Raw genomic sequence first — 17,639 nt, 5'->3', positions numbered from 1 at the left:
AAAGCCGTTTTATTAATAAAGGTTTTAATAGACAGTCCTCACAAGCAGTTATCGAACAAAGGATAAATGATGAGTACGCAAAATTTACTAATTATTGGTCAAGGTGATATCGGCTTACCCGTCACCAATAAGCTCGCTCAAGACGGCCTAAACGTCATGGGGCTGGCACGCCGTGAGCGTCATCATTATGATATCCATGATTCAGCTAAGTTTTTGCAAGCCGATGCGTTAACGCTCAGCGCTGAGCAGCTGCAAGACTTTACTGCGATAGCGATTATCGTCACCCCTGATGACTATTCGACCAGCGGTTATCATGACAGTTACTTAGCCATCAGCCAGCATTTGGCAACATTGGCGGATAAACTAACCAACCTTACGCGCGTTGTTTTTATCTCATCAACGGGTATCTATGGGCAGGATAATGGCGCATGGATTGATGAAAATACCGCCCCTGTAACGCCAGAGCGTGAAGCTTCGCAAGTGATATTGCAAGCAGAACAAGTATTGCAACAAGGTTTCGGTAATAAGGCGATTATCATTCGCCCGAGTGGTATTTATGGACGCGAGCGCCTGATGCGGCTGTGTAAAGCCCGCGAGGAACAAAAAGAGCCAGTGGCAGCAGCGCACTGGAGCAATCGCATTATGGATCGTGATTTGGTTACTATTATTGCCAATGTCATGACCATAGGCACGCCAAAACCACTTTATATCGCTACTGATTATGCACCAGTCACCACTTTTGAGCTGAGCACTTGGTTAAGTGAACAAATAGATGCAAAGCCGCCTGCTATGGATAATTCAAAAACGAAAGTAACGGGAAAACGTTTGCATAGCAATATTTCGTTAGCGTGGCTGGACTATCCTGATTGGCAAGCAGGTTATCGAGATATTTTGCAGCATCAAGAGCAAAAACAACATCAAAAGTAAAATGACTGTTTGATTGCTTTTATTTTTACATCTTTTAAATTGGTAAGCCTAGGGAACATCTATGACTCAGCATTCTACTTCTGACGATGGTTTATCCAGTGCTGATTCTATGGCAGAGGAGCAATTTGCAGAAGGTTATGCTGAGCAGTCCGCTCATTTAGCAAATAGTCAGCAGCCGGCGATTGTCCATCCTAATTTTGATCCTAAGCGTTTGCCACTCGATCCTGCTCGGCCATTGACTGATATTCCAGAGCCTGCGCGGCGCTTAAATGGTCAGCTGCGCCGCTTATATGGCAGCTCGGCACGTTTTTATCAGCCTAAGACGGACCGCTTATCGAAATGGGCGCTAGTGGCTTCAGAAGCATTGGCCGAGCATTTATCACTGCTCAGTGCGGCAAAGCTGATTGAGTTGCCCGAGAGTTTTTATCACAATCATAGCGATCAGCCGTTATTATCGCCATTGACTGATATGACGTTGCTTGATATGGCAGATATTCAGCGCGCGCTACAGGCATACCCAAAGCTGACACGTTATGGGTTTGCGAGTGTCGATAGCATAAATATTGATAATAATATTAATAAGCCTTTAAAGACAGAATCCCTACGAGCATTGACCAGACGTTATAATCCTGATGAGCTGCTTAATAGCGTCTATGCTGACGATTGGCAAGTGGTATTGCAGCCGCAGCAATTTGACAGCGGCGCGGGCAGTTTGGCGACCGATATTATGGCTTGTAGTGTCGCCGTCCATGCTTTAAAGCAATGCGGTACGCGCAGAACCATCAATCACAGCTACAGCGCGGCGCAAATTTGTCAGCATCTGCGTAGTTATTTGCTCAGTCAAATAGTGTTTGAGCCCGCACAGCGCCATGCTTATCGTCAAGTGCGCTTATTTACGGGGCATATTATCGTTGCTGCCTATCATTTAGGCTGGGACATACAAGTCAGTCACGATGGGCAATGCTACTTTACTATCTCATCGCGCTGCGGATTATTGACGCGTTATGCGAATATGCAAGATTATGATATCAACGGTTGGTCAAGTTAAGCCGACGCGACTATAATGCCTTGCACAACTTTTTGATTGTTCAATTTTCATTTTTCTTTGCTGATAGGAAGACCCTATGCTGAATGCCGCCACGCTTAATAACGCTCAACATGCACAAAACGCCTCATTTTCATCGCATCAATTTATCCAATTGGCTTTAGACAATCAGGTCTTAAAATTTGGCGAGTTTGTGCTTAAGTCTGGACGTATTAGTCCATACTTTTTTAATGCAGGTTTGCTGGCGTCAGGTGAGATGTTATCGTTATTAGCCCGTGGTTATGCCGATGCCTTAGCGGAAAAGATGGCTGAACAAATGGCAGCTAGTGATAATGGTACAAATGAGCAAGAGCTGGTCATTTTTGGAGCGGCTTATAAAGGCATACCCTTTGTCGCCGCAACCGCACAAGCGTTATGGCTACACCATGGCATCAATGCTAAATGGGGCTATAACCGTAAAGAAGCCAAAACCCATGGCGAAGGTGGTAATTTAGTCGGCGCTGATGTCAGTGGCAAGGCCGTCTGGGTGCTTGATGATGTGATTACCGCTGGTACGGCAATGCGCGAAGTGGTTGAGATTTTGGAGCAAGCGGGCGCCAGGGTGGCTGGTATTATCGTTGCGCTTGACCGTAAAGAAAAAGGTTTAGCGGAGCGCTCTGCTATTCAAGAGTTGGCAGAAACCCTAGACGTGCCGGTACGTGCCTTGGTCGATATTGACGATTTAATCAGCTACTTAGCAGGAAGTAGCACAGATAAAGATGCTGCCCAGCTTGCAAAAATGCAGCATTACCGCGCCCAGTACGGCGTATAATTTATCGCAAATGTGGCTGCACTCAGGTCATGTTTAAATAAAGTTTAAGTGACATTTGAGCCATACGCTATGTCCTCAATGTCTTTGAGATGTTTGCTTAAATAATTAATACTATAACGAAAGTGAGCCTTATCATGAGCCAAGAACAACAAAAAAAATCGTTAAAAATACTGGTCATTATGGATCCAATTGAGCTGGTCAATTATAAAAAAGATACCACGCTGGCGATGATGTGGTCGGCGCAAGACCGTGGGCACAGCCTTGGCTACTGTCAGATTCATGATTTATGGCTAGACCGTGGGCAATTGATGGTCGATAGCCAGCCGGTGACAGTCAAGCGTGACCCCGAGGATTTTTATGCGTTAGGGGATAAAGCGACAGCGCCAGTCAGCGACTATGATGTGATTTTGATGCGTAAAGATCCGCCGTTTGACATGCGCTTTATTTATGCCACTTATATGCTTGATCATGCTAAAGCCGCAGGCGTGTTGGTGGTGAATGACCCACAAGCGATTCGTGATTGTAATGAGAAGCTGTTTGCGACGTGGTTTAGCGATTATATGAGCCCAACGATTGTGACCAGTAAACAGGCGCATATTCGTCAATTTATCGCTGAGCAGCAAGACGTTATCGTTAAGCCATTAGATGGTATGGGCGGTACGGGCATCTTCCGTTTGACCGCTGACAGTCCGAATATCGGCGTGACGCTGGAGATTTTAACGGAACTTGAGACGCTACCTATTATGGCGCAGCGTTATTTGCCAGAGATTAAGCAAGGTGATAAGCGTGTGTTAATCGTCGATGGTGAAGTGGTCGATTATAGCTTGGCGCGTATCCCGGTAAAAGGTGAGACGCGCGGAAATCTTGCCGCCGGTGGTAGTGGGGTTGCGATGCCGCTCACCGATATCGAGCGCCAAGTAGCAGAGGTAGTGGCACCGATTGTCAAAGAAAAAGGGCTAATGTTCGTCGGTTTAGACTTAATCGGTGGCCGTATCACTGAAATTAACGTCACCAGTCCAACCTGTGTGCGTGAGATTGATGACCAATGCGGTACTGATATTGCAACTGACTTTATTGTCGCTATCGAGAAAAAACTGGCTGTTTAAGCTATTTATTCTAAAGTATTGGTCTAAATAAAGCCTTTAAACGATAAGTTTAGGCAACGCCGTAAGGATAGAGTAATTTATCACTAAGCTATGTGCACAATACTTAAAAAACAGTGTGCTAAGCTATAATGATAGACCGTATCTCTTAATAGCACTTTTAAAAAGTGATAAAAAATCATGAAAAATGATTTTTTGACCTGTTAAGTGAATTTATAAAAGCCAAGCCGCGATGAATCACGGCTTGGATTTTTATTATTCATACGGCACAAAATGCTGTCTATCCGGCAGCGATTTACACTATACTATGCGGGCTTTTATAAGGCTGTTTTGGTTCGATAGATAGCGCAATCAAAAGATAATAAGTCTTTCATATACATAAAGAAAAGATAGGCAGACGTTCATGAAAACACCGCATATATTAATGATGGCTGCGGGGACAGGCGGGCATGTATTTCCAGCGCTAGCAGTTAGCGAAGAATTGACCAAGCGCGGCGCTGTTATTCACTGGCTGGGTACGCCACATGGCATGGAAAATCGCTTGGTTGCACCGACTGGCTATCCTTTTCATGCGATTGATATGCAAGGGCTGCGCGGTAAAGGCGTAGGGCGCTTGCTTAAGTTACCGGTTAATTTGTTGTCAGCGACGATGGCGGCGATCAAAGTCATCCGTGGCAATCAGATTGATGTGGTTGTTGGTTTTGGCGGATATGTCACCGCGCCCGGCGGTATTGCGGCGCGCTTAACCAAAACGCCGCTAATTATCCATGAACAAAATGCCATTGCAGGCATGAGCAATCGCTATTTGGCCAAGATGGCGACCAAGGTCATGCAAGCGTTTGAGAATACCTTTGCGAATAGCCAGCATGATAGCAAGATTGAAACGGTGGGAAATCCCGTGCGCAATGCTATTAGCGGAGTTGCCGAGCCTAGTGTGCGTTACGATGTTAATGATAACTCGCCGCTTAAACTGTTGGTGGTTGGTGGTTCGCTTGGCGCGCAAGTGTTAAATGAGACGCTGCCAAAAGCATTGGCTTTGCTTGACCGTCCGTTTGAGGTGCGTCATCAATGTGGACGCGATAATGAAACCGCTACGCAAGCGGCGTATGATAGTGAAGCGTTAAGCGCTCATCAGTTTACTGTGCAGCCATTCATCGATGATATGGCAGCGGCGTATAATTGGGCTGATATCGTGGTTTGTCGAGCGGGGGCATTGACGGTGACGGAAATTCAAAATGTTGGGATAGCGGCAATATTTGTCCCGCTACCAAGCGCCGTTGATGATCATCAGACCGCCAATGCGCGCACCTTGACCGAGCACCAAGCAGGGATTTTGTTGCCACAAAGCGAGCTAACTCCTAACAAGCTGAGTAATGAGCTCAATATGCTAGATAGACGCGCTTGTTTGGAAATGGCAGAAAAAGGCCATGCGCTTGCCAATCGTCAAGCTTGTCAGCGAGTTGCCGATATTATCTGGCAAGCGTTATAAAAACTGATTGTTTTGTTTATTATTTTTATTACTTATTATTAACCAAATTTGTTCGTCTTCAATAAAGAGAAAACCCTATGCCGACCTCTGCTAAATCTTTAACCAAACGTTTGATTGAAATACCAGAAATGCGCCGTATCCAGCATTTGCATTTTGTTGGCATTGGTGGCTCGGGGATGTGTGGTATCGCTGAAGTGATGAACAATCAAGGTTATACAGTCAGTGGTTCGGATATTGCTGAAAGCTTGGTGACGAAGCGCCTAGCACAGATTGGTATTGATATCGCGATTGGGCATGATTCCAAAAATATCGCCAATGCCGATGTCATCGTCGTCTCATCTGCCATCGACCGTAGCAACCCTGAAGTAAAGGCAGCGCTTGAAGCGCGTCTGCCTGTGGTACGCCGTGCAGATATGCTCGGCGAGTTGATGCGCTATCGTCATGGTATCGCTGTAGCGGGCGCGCATGGTAAAACCACCACCACCAGTCTGCTGACGACGATGATGGCAGAAGGTAAGCTCGATCCGACTTATGTCATTGGTGGTAAATTAAATGCTTCTGGTAAAAATGCCGCGCTTGGTAGCAGCCGTTATTTAATTGCCGAAGCCGATGAATCTGATGCGTCGTTTTTAACTTTGCATCCGATGGCGGCGATTGTCACCAATATTGATCAAGACCATATGGAAACCTATGGCAACAGTTTTGATAAATTAAAAGCCGCTTATATCCAGTTTTTACAAAATATGCCGTTTTATGGTTTAGCGGTGGTCTGCGGTGACGACCCTGAATTGTACGCTATGATTGATGACATCGGGCGTCCGGTATTAACCTTTGGGCTTGAGCCGTTTAACGATGTACAGGCGGTTGATTTGGTCAGCGAAGGTACAAAAACTCACTTTACCGTGCTACGCCGTGATCGCGAGCCATTACGTCTGACTTTGAATATCCCCGGTGTACACAACGTTTATAATGCACTGGCTGCTATTACCATGGCAACCGACGAAGGCGTCGACGATGAAGCAATTACCCGCGCCCTACAAAAATTTGCCGGTGTCGGTCGCCGCTTTGAGCAGCAAGCGTCTGTAGAGATAGACGATGGTAACGTCTTGCTGATTGATGATTATGGTCACCATCCAAGAGAAGTCGATGCCACTATAAAAGCGGCGCGTCAAAGCTTCCCTGAGCGCCGCTTAGTCATGATGTTCCAGCCGCACCGCTATAGCCGTACGCGTGATTGCTTTGATGATTTTGTCGAAGTGCTTTCAAGCGTTGATGAGTTGTTGTTATTGGACGTTTATCCTGCTGGTGAAACTCCGATTGCGGGCGCTGATACCAAAGCCTTGGCACGCAGTATCCGTTTGCGCGGCGCCGTTGAGCCAACGATTATCGATAAAGCTAATATCGCCCCGGTCATGCAGCGTTTGCTCAAAGCCAATGACATGCTAATCACCCAAGGGGCAGGAAATGTCGGACAAATAGCAGTCGAATTGGCCGCTAATAATCTATATATCAAACAAGCCGCAAAAGAATTTTAGGAATAAGACTCATGACTATTAATAACCAAGAAAACATTAAACAAGAAAACAATCAGCAAAAAAATGAAAGCAACATTGATAAAAGTATCAATGCAGACGCTAAAGCTACGATTGTCAATCCAGATCTGGCGTTAGCAGCGGCGGCACAAGCACAGCAAGATAATGCTGCAAGTCATGAGCAAAACGATAAGGCCGTTCCTAGCATCGCAAACAGCAAAGTCAAAGACGCCAGTCAGTTTGGTAAAGTTGCCGTCATTTGTGGCGGCAGTAGCAACGAGCGCAGCGTGTCATTAGACAGTGGGGCTGCCGTATTAAAAGCGCTACAAAACCAAGGTGTTGATGCCACTCATTTTGACCCAAAAGATCAAGATATTACCGAGCTACGTAAGTTTGATCGCGTTTTTAATGTCTTGCATGGTCGCGGCGGCGAAGACGGTCTGCTACAAGGCGTGCTGCAATGGTTTAATATTCCGCAAACTGGTTCAGGTATTTTGGCATCAGCGCTTGGAATGGATAAAGTCCGCACCAAGCAGCTTTGGCAAGGCTGCGGCTTATCAACCGCGCCATTTTCATTGTTAACCGCGGATACCGACTGGCAGCAAGTGGTGAATATGCTTGGCTTGCCGCTGATTATCAAACCAGTCCATGAAGGCTCAAGCATTGGTATGACCAAAGTTAATAACCTCGATGAATTGCCTGCCGCTTATGCAACGGCGGTGCAGTGCGGTGACGCGGTGATGGCTGAGCGCTGGATTACTGGGCGCGAATTTACCATTGTTATTATCGATGACGAAGCTTATCCGGTTATTCGCCTTGAGCCTGCTGATATCACCAACTTCTATGATTTTGAAGCCAAATACAATCGTAACGATACCAGCTACTACATACCTTGTGGGCTAAGTACTGCGGATGAAAAGCACTTGCAAGATTTGAGCTTGGCGGCATTCCGTGCTGTCGATGCTAAAGGCTGGGGACGTATTGATGCGATGCAAGACGAAGCAGGCAACTTTTGGCTACTCGAGATTAATACCGTGCCGGGTATGACCAGTCATAGTTTAGTGCCAATGGCTGCCAAAGCTCGCGGTATGGATTTTGATGCTTTATGCTGGCATATTCTAGCGCAAACTTTATAGTTAGGCATTTAGCCACATATAAAATTGTGTGAATGGTTTTTAAATTGACTATATAAGCTCTATTTGATCATAAGTTCTATTTGATCAGCGATATATTTAATCATTAATAGCGCTGTCTAATACAGACAAATGTATCGCTAGCCCTGCTATAACACAGCTTCGTGTAAACTTGTGTAAATTCGTTGTTAGTAGTAAGGGTTAGGCTATTGTTTAAACGTAAAATACGTTAATATTGTAATTATTGGTCTATATTAGTGATATTTATGGTTATTTATGCAAATTTCTTTAAGTTATTCATTAAATAAGAAAAATGTTACGTTTTAATGCGCCTAACTGAGCTTTATCGCTCGTTTTAGACAAATAAATTGATAATATGGCAGTTTCATCGATTGCTGTACCGATTAGCAGATTTACCATTAATAATAAGCACTATTGGCGTTATGCAAATAGTTTAAGCAAAAATAGGGACGACGTGTATTATGACTCAAACTGTCAATGACATCGCTGACTTGATGAGTGATAACACCTCGCGCCCTAAATCTAATTTGCAAATACCCTCTATGCTCAGATATTTTTTCACAGTGTTGGTGTTAGGTTTGCTGGTGCTGATATTGGTCATGGGCGGTAAAGCATTGCGTGATGCACCGCCTGCCGCTATTCATGTCGACGATAGAGGGCTGACCGTAGCGCAATATCGTGCGTTACAACAAGTGATGAACCAACAGAGCGTGAGCAGTTTTTTTACCTCTGATTTGCAGGCGCTCAGAGATATCTCTACCGGTCTTGCTTGGGTTGACCAAGTCAGTATCAGCCGTGACTGGCAACAAGGTATTGTCGTGAAAGCGCTACCAAAACAGGCCGTGGCAAATTTTGGTACCGAGCGTTTAGTTGATGCGAAAGGCGCGGTTTTTGTGCCGGCTGATAGTAGAGAGCTGACGCAAGAGCAATTTGCGACGCTGCAAGGCGATATAGCGCAAGCGCCAGTTATTATGCAACAGATGCAACAAGTTAACGACTGGTATGCACCGCTCGATATGCAAGTTGAGGATATCATTTTATCGCCAAGAATGACGTGGCTGATTCGCTTTGATAATGGCTTACGTGTTATCGTTGACAATGAAAACACTGCGCAAAAACTGTTGAATTTAAGTCAACTGCTTGGTAATCAATTAAGTAATCGCCGCGATGAAATGCAGTCCGTCGATCTTCGTTATAAAAATGGATTTACTATCGCATGGAATTTGGCGCCCCCAAAAGATGGTGAAACACCGCCATAAAATAGCATCGTAAAATCATACTAAGCAATAAAAATAAAGCACCATAAATTAAGAAAGCAATCGATTTCCAATACCCGTTTGCTTCTTGATAAAGAGAGTTTACTGATAATATGACCGCGTGATCATAACGCATTTTTCAATGATTTAATGGAGACATCATTTGCTCTCCTGTTTAGCGATAATTTGTCTGGTACCATGAAAAATACTGAAAATCTGGTTGTTGTCCATTTAAGTGCCACGGCAGTCTATGTCGTTATTGGTAATGTTGTGTCTGCAAAAGACATACGTATTATGGGTGTGGGGCAAGTTAAAAATAACGACTTCTATCAAGGTCAGATAAAGCATCGCGAACGCTTACAAGGCGCTATCAGACAAGCGATTCAAGAAGCTGAAGACACTGCCAATTGCCGCGTGCATAGCGTTTGGCTGACCTTAGCGACTCCTGAGCTGTTAAGTAAAAACAGTGCCGGAGATGTTAGGGTAGAAGACGAAGTTGTCCGTGCCCAAGATATGGTGCAAGCGTTATCCAATGCTAAGTCACAAGATTTGTCGCCTGATTATTATTTGATGCATTGTTGCCAACAAGGTATTTATATCGACAATCAAGAGTTTATGGTTGACGATGCCATTGACATGGTCGCCCACAATATCACCGTCATGTATCATATGATGATGATGCCTGTCTCTAGCCGTCAGAATATTCAAAAACTTTTGCAAAGCTGTGACGTCGGTATCGACCACATTGTTTTTGATGCGGTGACCAGCGCAGAATATAGCTTGATGCCCGATGAGCGCCAGCAAGGGGTTTGTTTGGTCGATATTGGTGCCAGTACCACCAGTATTTGCGTCTATAAAGAAAATAAGCTGATTTTTACCCATTGTATTGCCACGGGTAGCCATGAAGTGACGATGGACATTTCAGCCGATGTTGGTATCTCAATGATAGAAGCTGAGCGCCTTAAAAAAACGCACGGCACGGTCGATGTCAATAGCGTCGATCCCAGCTCGTTCTTTCTTTTTAAGCCGCAAGGCTCAGGTGACGAGATTAATATCGGTACTTATAATCTAGCGCGCATTATCGAAGCGCGCTATGAGCAAATATTTACCGAAGTGGTACGCCAATTACACGACGCCGACTTGTTAGGCTATATTGATAAAGGGTTGGTACTCTCAGGCGGCGGCAGTTCTATTAAAGGCATGATACCTTTTGCCAAAAAATTGCTAAAAATGCCAGTAGTATTGACCAATACCCATCCTGCGATTAGCGCTTATAATCACTTTGACAATGATGAATCGTTCAAACAGCTGAATATGCAGGTCAATGATCGCGCTTATCAAACCGCATTTGGTACCTTACTATATAGTCAGAGCGAGCAATTTCGTCGTAGTGAAAAAAGTGAGCCAGAAGCGATTCAAAAAAGTCGCGTGAAGGGTGTTTTTCAAAGTGCCGGACAACGTTTTGCCAGTGTACTCAAAAAGATATTATAATTCTGCTGGCAAATTTGCTTCTGTTAAGCGTTAAGCAGAGAAGAGTAAGTCACAGCATAATAAGCAAACAGATTAATAGCAGCACCCTGTACCATAACGGCATACATTGGCAACGCATGACTATTTAAGCCATTGCCCTGTTTTAATTAAATACGTTTATATATAGTAAGTCGATAGCGCGCCCTATGAGTGTGTTACTACGTATCGACCATCACGCTATCTGCAACTGGAGAAATCTTTTTATGTCAAAATACACCATGCCAGATGATAATCAGCTTCAAAGTAACGGCCAGGCAAGCTTCACTGTATTCGGTGTGGGCGGCGGCGGCGGTAATGCGGTTGAGCATATGGTACAACAAGGGATTAGAGGTGTAACATTTGTCTGTGCCAATACCGATAAACAAGCGCTCGATCGTCTTACAGCGCCGCATAAATTGCAGCTTGGTGCCAAAACCAACCGCGGTCTTGGCGCAGGGGCAAACCCAGAAGTCGGCCGTGAAGCGGCAGAAGCAGATGAAGAAGCCATCCGTGCGTTACTCGAGCATTCAGATATGGTGTTCATTACCGCAGGTATGGGCGGTGGTACAGGTACGGGTGCGGCGCCAGTGGTTGCGCGTATTGCCAAAGAAATGGAAGTCTTGACTGTAGCGGTTGTGACGACGCCGTTTAAGTTTGAAGGTGGTAAGCGTATTAAGGCTGCCAAAGCAGGTATTGAGCAGTTGACCAATTTCGTTGACTCAATCATTACGATTCCTAATGATAAGCTTATGAGCGTCTACGGCAACATCTCTATGCAGGATGCTTTCAAAAAGGCCGATGACGTTTTATTGCATGCGGTACAAGGTATTGCAGAAACCATCGCTAGCGAAGGTATGATTAACATTGACTTTAATGACATTCGCACCGCAATGACTGCTAAAGGTCATGCTATGATGGGGATTGGACGTGCTAGTGGCGATGATCGTGCGCGTCAAGCAACCGAAAAAGCCATTAGATCGCCGTTACTTGATGATTTACGTTTAGAGAATGCCAAAGGCTTACTCGTTAACGTTATTTCATCTGAGTCATTATCACTCGATGAGATGAGCAAAATCAGTGTTATCGTTGAAGAAATCACCGATATCGACGATGCCCATATTTTCTACGGCTCTGTTATTGATGAAAAAATGGGTGATGATTTGCATGTGACGGTTATCGCAACGGGTCTGACCTTAGATGAAAATGCGGGTCAAGAGCCTGAAGTCGTGGAGCAGCCAGTACCTTCTGTTAATAGTACCCAGCCTGTTGATCCGAACTTGCATACCAGTGCGCTAAACAGCCAAAAGCAAGCCCAAGCGCAGTATCAAGAAAGCCCCGTACGCGCAAATGTGACGCAAGAACAGCCTAAAACTAAAACCAACAGCATTCAAGACTACCTTAAGCGTCAACAGAATAAATAGTCTTTAACAAAGCAATCGTTAGATAGTTTGGATAAAAAAGCCAGTATTTCGATACTGGCTTTTTTGTTTTTTAAAAAAATAAAAAAATATAAGGTTGATGGTTAATAAATAGGCTTTAGTCATAATTTAGCTAAGATTGAGCATTTGTTACGTTATAAAAATAAACGTTAAAATAATGACGATAAGTGTTATCAATCAAAGAGATAAGCAAATTAACGCTTTTTAGCGCTAGCGAAATAGGGTCGGGTAATGCTACACTATGGCAATTGTAACAAAATATGTGAGAAGACAGCCATGAACCAACGAACCATAAAAACAGCAATAGCCGTTACAGGTACTGGTCTTCATAGTGGTCAACCTGTTGACTTAGAGTTTCATCCGCAGCCTATTAATACTGGCATTATTTTTGAGCGTTCTGATATAGCAGGTAGCGAACCGATTCCTGCCAGTGCCTTTTTGGTACAAGATACCATGATGTCATCGAATCTAGTATTTGGTGGCACGCGTGTGGGTACCGTTGAGCATCTGCTCAGTGCGATAGCAGGGCTTGGGGTTGATAATCTATTAATTCGCGTGTCAGCGTCGGAGATACCGATTATGGACGGTAGCGCCGCGCCATTTGTAGGTTTGCTGCTGCAAGCAGGTTTCTGTGAACAAGAAGCAGCAAAGCGCTTTATTAAAATTGTACGTCCTGTCCGCGTCAAAGTTGACGACAAATGGGCAGAGCTGCGTCCTTATGACGGCTTTGAGTTAAATTTCGAGATTGATTTTGACCATCCTGCTATTAATAAAGATTTTCAGCATGCACAATTGCAGTTCTCGACGCAAAATTTTATTGAACAATTAAGCTCAGCGCGTACTTTTGGTTTTTTACGAGATATCGAGGCTCTACGCCAAAATAACTTGGCGTTAGGTGGCAGTATGGACAATGCGATTGTTATTGATGATGCCAATATTCTTAATGAAGAGGGGCTACGTTTTAATGATGAATTCGTGCGTCATAAAATTCTCGATGCTTTAGGCGATTTATACCTCATTGGCTATCCTATTTTAGGCCGTTTTAATGCTTATAAATCTGGTCATGCATTAAACAACATGTTGGTACGCGAGATATTATCCGATCCTAGTAACTTTGAAATTGTAACTTTTGATGACAATGTAAGTTGTCCTATCGAATATTTACCTTTGAATCGTATAACAGTCGAAGGATAAATACACGAATATACACGAAGTATCGAAACATTTACGCAATATTACATAACTTGGTTATAAGCAGTACTAAATAATATTCATTTAAATAGATATTTTCTCATCTATTTTTGAAAAAATGAGCTACAACTTCGATAGAATAAAAGCTGTAGGAGATAAAAAAATCATCTGTCAGTACGGTTCACATTATGAATCACACTGACAGATGATTTTTTTTGTTTGTAAGATTACAAAAACGCAGCTTTATCCGGGTCGAATATGGGTCTAGTTTACATAACTTTACATAGCAAACCGTACTTTTTTAGGAATTAATTAAGCGCAAAAGTGCATTTTTAAGATTTTTATCGGTGGTGACATGCTCTGCAGCCTGTGATATAGTCCGCTTTGTGTTTTGGCTAAGGGCCTGATTTTCATGGGCTTTACGAGGCTTTGATGAGGTCGCTGATAACGCTTTTGATGATTTAGAATAATTATTATGAGCGGGAATATTGGCTACGACGACGCGAATTTGCTTGAGTTGTTTAAATGTAATCGACTGCTCTGTTAATACCTGCAAATAGGCGTTCTGTAAATAGCGAATATGATTGGCAGCGGTTATCGAGCCCACACTGAGTATAAGTTGCTCAGCGGTTAAGCCCACGACCCAGCAGTTATTGAGGATTTCCTCAGGTAGACAATCTACCAAAAGCTCTTTTACCTCGGTCGTTGCTTGTAGATATAAACGCATATTGTCAGCAAGAGTTTGTGGTAGTGCGCTACCGGCAAAAGCTTGATGATCAATCAGTTTAGCAAGTCGGTTAGGTTGTTTCTTTGACATCGTAAACACTCATCTTCTAGGTGACAGCAGCGATATTCATCATAAACAGCGAGCTTTTGTACTACGGATTTTATCATGTTTATTTCATGGTCATCTTCCCTAAATTAATTCATGCTTTGTCACGGACGGCGAGCAATCCTGTATTTACAATAGGTAGTAAATTTATGAAACAAGCTTTATTAATTTTGTCAGTATTGGGAATGGGTATAGCACAGACGAGTGGTGCTGTCGAAACAACCTTTCAACCAAATAATACCTTGAGTCATACCATTACAAATATCTCTACTTCTGCGAACTACGGTTCAAGTCGCAATATCTATAGCACCAATAGCGGTGCTTATGTTTCTAGCAATGACGAAATCAGCCAAGCGATTGACAATCTTAGTGCGCATGCAAAACAGAAAGAATATCAGCTTGCTTCGCTAACCAGCCGCTTATCTTATGAGCAGCGTCAGCAGCAAGCAAAATCAGTACCTGATCGTTATTCTGCTCCTGCTATCGCCGCCGCCAATGCGTCACGCGTTGCGCGCTCAAGCAGCACAGGTTACTGTGCCCGTTACGTCCGTAAAGCATTACAATCAGCAGGTTACGAGTTTACGCCAAATCCGTCAGCCTATCAGTATGCCTCTCGTGGTACGCTAGCCCAAGCTGGCTTTGCTAAGATTAGTAATAATACACAGCCACAAGTAGGCGATGTTGTGGTTTATGATCGCAGCTCAAAGCATCCGCATGGTCATATTCAAATCTTTGATGGCAATGATTGGGTATCTGACTTCCGCCAGAGTAGCATCAGCCCATATAGCGGTGTATACAGTTATACCACTTGGCGCGATTCTAAATACGTTGACGATGCATCGAACCGCGGTATCTATCTTGCTATGGCTGACTAATCAGCAAGCGTGAAATAACGATTATAGATTTTAGAATTCAGTGTTTTCTCCGAACCCAGTAATGCTCTTGATGGCATTACTGGTTTTTTTTTGCTCTAAAGCATGAGAATAAAAGGTAAATATGATTAAAGAATAGAATGAGGTTTGTGCATTGCCACTTTTTCATCAAATACTGACCAATACTGCGTGTCGTGAAAATCGGGCGGGGCGGCGTGATTGGGCGCGAAATATAACGCCGTCTTACCGAATTTAGTATCAAAGCTTAAAATCACACAAGGATGGATGTATTCAATGCCAATCTCATCGTTGGTAGTCTGTATTTGGGATAATTGGTTTAATGATAAATAAAAGCTACGCTCGAAATGATAAGTTTTAGCGCCAGCTATTAATGGACCATTAAAAGAGGAGGTTGGCATCGAACCCGATTGCAGCGCTGCGTTGTCAGCGGCGTTACTCACTGAGAAGGGAGGAGCTGTCCAATTAATAGAAGCCCGTGTTTGCCCATTTCCTTGTAACAGCGGCGTTGGCGGTAATGTCGCAGGCTTACGATAGTCGGCAAATTGATAAAGCGCATAACGGCCGTCAGGACTGGCGTTAATTTCCATATAAGGATTTGTTTTGTTATTATTTTCATTTATCGAAACGGCGCTGTTTATCAACTTGCCTGCTAAAAAGCACTCAAGACAAGTCTGCTCCCATAAATAATCTGCAAAACCCACTTGTTCAGCTTGCCATGTTGGCCAGTACAATTGCGCTGCTAACGATTTAAGCGGTAACGTGATGCAGTAATCAAGCTGTAATTGCCATTCTGTAGGCTGGGCAATGACAGCCCTATTGACCAAAGTTGCGACCACTTCTATTTGAATGCTTTTTAAGTCTCCTATGGTGACACCTAGCTGCTCGGCATCAGCGGCTAGCGTATCAGTTGCTAAGCATAAATTAAAAATTTGGCTCATAGGTCGATAATATCCAGAGTTTAATAACAGTAGCGCATTATGATACTTGTAGTATTTTATTTAAACTGACTATAAATAGCATAAAAGCCGCGAGCAAATGCAGCGCGGCTTTTATTCAATAAGATAGAACATAAGCTAAAATTAAATAGGTAGCTTATTTATTGGGCGTGACGCGCAAGGTTTGACAGCTTTGGATTGGCGTTTGGGTTTTGACGCAGTAACAGTGCCATACGGCCAATTGAGTGTATCAAAGTCGCATTAGCCGCTGCGGCAAGCTCAGCGCCAATGACATCGCGCTCTTCTTTGCTGCCAGCTGGCAATTTTACTTTGATAAGTTCATGATCGGTCAAAGCACGATCAATCTCTTCAGCGATACTTGGGGTAATGCCTTTATTGCCAATCATAACAATCGGTTTTAGGTCATGACCAATGCCTTTTAGGCGTTTAACGGTAGCGTTATCGAGTTGCATACTATTCCTAGATGTTGGTAAAAATAAAAGCAGGTACTATTGCGAGCAGATAATGACCATTATAGATAATCTATGGTCACCTTGCATGAGATCAGCAGGATTTTGCACGATTTTACGTGATGAAAATGTTAAACTGAAAGTATGAGTACATTATAAACGCTACAGGTTTATAAAGCAGTGTTTTTGCCAAGAGAATTTCGCGGTTAAAGGGTAATGAGACAGATACAAGATTTCGTTGTTCAGCACTAGCGTAATCATATGCTGATAAAAGCGCTTTTATAGATAATTAGTAGACACTTATTAAAATTGTCATAAATAACCCCTTTATAAACCGCCAGTCGTGTTTTACAAACGATGTATTTGCAAGCAGGTATATTACCAGACAATAGGAGCAGTCATTTTGGTCACGCGTATTGAAAATAAAAAATTGTCAAAAAGTAGTAGTGCTTGGATGCAAGAGCATATTGACGATCCTTATGTGAAAAAAGCCCAAAAAGATGGCTACCGTGCCCGCGCTGCTTATAAATTGCTGGAGATAAATGAGAAAACCAACCTGATTAAAAAAGGCATGACCGTCGTTGACTTGGGCAGTGCGCCCGGCAGTTGGTCGCAAGTCGCTGGCAAATTGGTCGGTGAAAAAGGCGTCTTGATTGCCTCTGATATACTGCCGATGGATACTTTGCCCGATGTGACCTTTATTCAGGGTGATTTTCGTGAGGCAGATGTGTTCGAGCGTATCATGGCAGAAGTCGGCAACCGAAAGGTCGATGTGGTGCTATCGGATATGGCACCTAATACCGCTGGTAACAGTGCCATTGATCAGCCGCGCATGATGTATTTATGCGAGCTGGCGGTCGATTTCGCGCTGACAACCTTACCCGAAGGTGGCGCGCTTATTATGAAAGTGTTTCAAGGCGAGGGTACGCAAGAATTACGCAAGCAGATGCAGGCGGATTTTAGTAAAATTCGTAGTATCAAACCGGGTGCTTCACGACCACGCTCAAAAGAGATGTTTTGGATTGCCATTAAGTAGTAGGTCGTTTAACTATT

The 17,639-nt window shown here is 43.7% G+C and carries 16 protein-coding genes; 13 read left to right on the top strand and 3 right to left on the bottom strand.

All coding sequences use genetic code 11. From position 1 onward, the window contains the following. Window positions 1-69: 69 nt before the first annotated feature. The 11 genes from RAH45_RS11030 to lpxC all read left to right on the top strand — a co-directional run bounded on the left by RAH45_RS11030 (window position 70) and on the right by lpxC (window position 13,459). Window positions 70-927: an NAD-dependent epimerase/dehydratase family protein gene (locus RAH45_RS11030; RefSeq protein ID WP_068403776.1), complete on the top strand. Its 858-nt coding sequence runs from the start codon at window positions 70-72 to the stop codon at window positions 925-927. A 61-nt stretch (window positions 928-988) separates the two neighbouring features. Further along, entirely contained in the window at window positions 989-1,975 is a 987-nt protein-coding gene (locus RAH45_RS11025) for a hypothetical protein (protein ID WP_068403778.1), read from the top strand. A gap of 76 nt (window positions 1,976-2,051) precedes the next feature. Next, window positions 2,052-2,783, top strand: a complete 732-nt coding sequence (gene pyrE / locus RAH45_RS11020) for an orotate phosphoribosyltransferase (protein ID WP_068403780.1) — start codon at window positions 2,052-2,054, stop codon at window positions 2,781-2,783. 134 nt (window positions 2,784-2,917) lie between these two features. Further along, window positions 2,918-3,889: a glutathione synthase gene (gene gshB, locus RAH45_RS11015; protein WP_068403781.1), complete on the top strand. Its 972-nt coding sequence runs from the start codon at window positions 2,918-2,920 to the stop codon at window positions 3,887-3,889. A gap of 400 nt (window positions 3,890-4,289) precedes the next feature. Beyond that, the gene (murG, locus tag RAH45_RS11010) at window positions 4,290-5,375 is read left to right on the top strand and encodes an undecaprenyldiphospho-muramoylpentapeptide beta-N-acetylglucosaminyltransferase (protein WP_068403783.1); all 1,086 of its coding nucleotides are present in this window, start codon (window positions 4,290-4,292) and stop codon (window positions 5,373-5,375) included. A 77-nt stretch (window positions 5,376-5,452) separates the two neighbouring features. Next, window positions 5,453-6,910, top strand: coding sequence for a UDP-N-acetylmuramate--L-alanine ligase (gene murC / locus RAH45_RS11005; protein ID WP_068403785.1), 1,458 nt, complete (start codon window positions 5,453-5,455; stop codon window positions 6,908-6,910). An 11-nt stretch (window positions 6,911-6,921) separates the two neighbouring features. After that, on the top strand, window positions 6,922-8,043 hold the full coding sequence (locus RAH45_RS11000) for a D-alanine--D-alanine ligase (protein ID WP_227514909.1): 1,122 nt from the start codon (window positions 6,922-6,924) through the stop codon (window positions 8,041-8,043). Between the two features lie 479 nt (window positions 8,044-8,522). Next, window positions 8,523-9,320: a cell division protein FtsQ/DivIB gene (locus RAH45_RS10995; RefSeq protein WP_068403787.1), complete on the top strand. Its 798-nt coding sequence runs from the start codon at window positions 8,523-8,525 to the stop codon at window positions 9,318-9,320. Window positions 9,321-9,515: 195 nt separating this feature from the next. Further along, window positions 9,516-10,808 (top strand): cell division protein FtsA, encoded by a 1,293-nt coding sequence (gene ftsA, locus RAH45_RS10990; RefSeq protein ID WP_197488851.1) that lies wholly within the window; start codon window positions 9,516-9,518, stop codon window positions 10,806-10,808. Between the two features lie 242 nt (window positions 10,809-11,050). Next, window positions 11,051-12,247, top strand: coding sequence for a cell division protein FtsZ (gene ftsZ, locus RAH45_RS10985; RefSeq protein ID WP_068403791.1), 1,197 nt, complete (start codon window positions 11,051-11,053; stop codon window positions 12,245-12,247). Between the two features lie 294 nt (window positions 12,248-12,541). Beyond that, window positions 12,542-13,459: a UDP-3-O-acyl-N-acetylglucosamine deacetylase gene (gene lpxC, locus RAH45_RS10980; protein ID WP_068403793.1), complete on the top strand. Its 918-nt coding sequence runs from the start codon at window positions 12,542-12,544 to the stop codon at window positions 13,457-13,459. Between the two features lie 298 nt (window positions 13,460-13,757). Here lpxC and RAH45_RS10975 read toward each other — a convergent pair whose 3' ends face one another. Beyond that, entirely contained in the window at window positions 13,758-14,273 is a 516-nt protein-coding gene (locus tag RAH45_RS10975) for a hypothetical protein (RefSeq protein ID WP_068403795.1), read from the bottom strand. Window positions 14,274-14,437: 164 nt separating this feature from the next. Between RAH45_RS10975 and RAH45_RS10970 the strand changes: the two genes are divergently transcribed. Further along, window positions 14,438-15,163 (top strand): CHAP domain-containing protein, encoded by a 726-nt coding sequence (locus tag RAH45_RS10970; RefSeq protein ID WP_068403797.1) that lies wholly within the window; start codon window positions 14,438-14,440, stop codon window positions 15,161-15,163. 125 nt (window positions 15,164-15,288) lie between these two features. On the opposite strand, the gene RAH45_RS10965 is transcribed toward RAH45_RS10970, so the two are convergent. Beyond that, window positions 15,289-16,119, bottom strand: a complete 831-nt coding sequence (locus tag RAH45_RS10965) for a DOMON domain-containing protein (protein WP_306495274.1) — start codon at window positions 16,117-16,119, stop codon at window positions 15,289-15,291. A gap of 158 nt (window positions 16,120-16,277) precedes the next feature. Beyond that, window positions 16,278-16,589, bottom strand: coding sequence for a YhbY family RNA-binding protein (locus tag RAH45_RS10960; RefSeq protein ID WP_068403801.1), 312 nt, complete (start codon window positions 16,587-16,589; stop codon window positions 16,278-16,280). A 400-nt stretch (window positions 16,590-16,989) separates the two neighbouring features. Between RAH45_RS10960 and RAH45_RS10955 the strand changes: the two genes are divergently transcribed. Then, window positions 16,990-17,622, top strand: coding sequence for an RlmE family RNA methyltransferase (locus tag RAH45_RS10955; RefSeq protein WP_068403803.1), 633 nt, complete (start codon window positions 16,990-16,992; stop codon window positions 17,620-17,622). Window positions 17,623-17,639 lie beyond the last annotated feature (17 nt).

This window comes from Psychrobacter sp. van23A, from assembly GCF_030845275.1.
GTDB lineage: Bacteria > Pseudomonadota > Gammaproteobacteria > Pseudomonadales > Moraxellaceae > Psychrobacter > Psychrobacter faecalis.
This window is presented reverse-complemented; position numbering and strand designations above follow the sequence as displayed.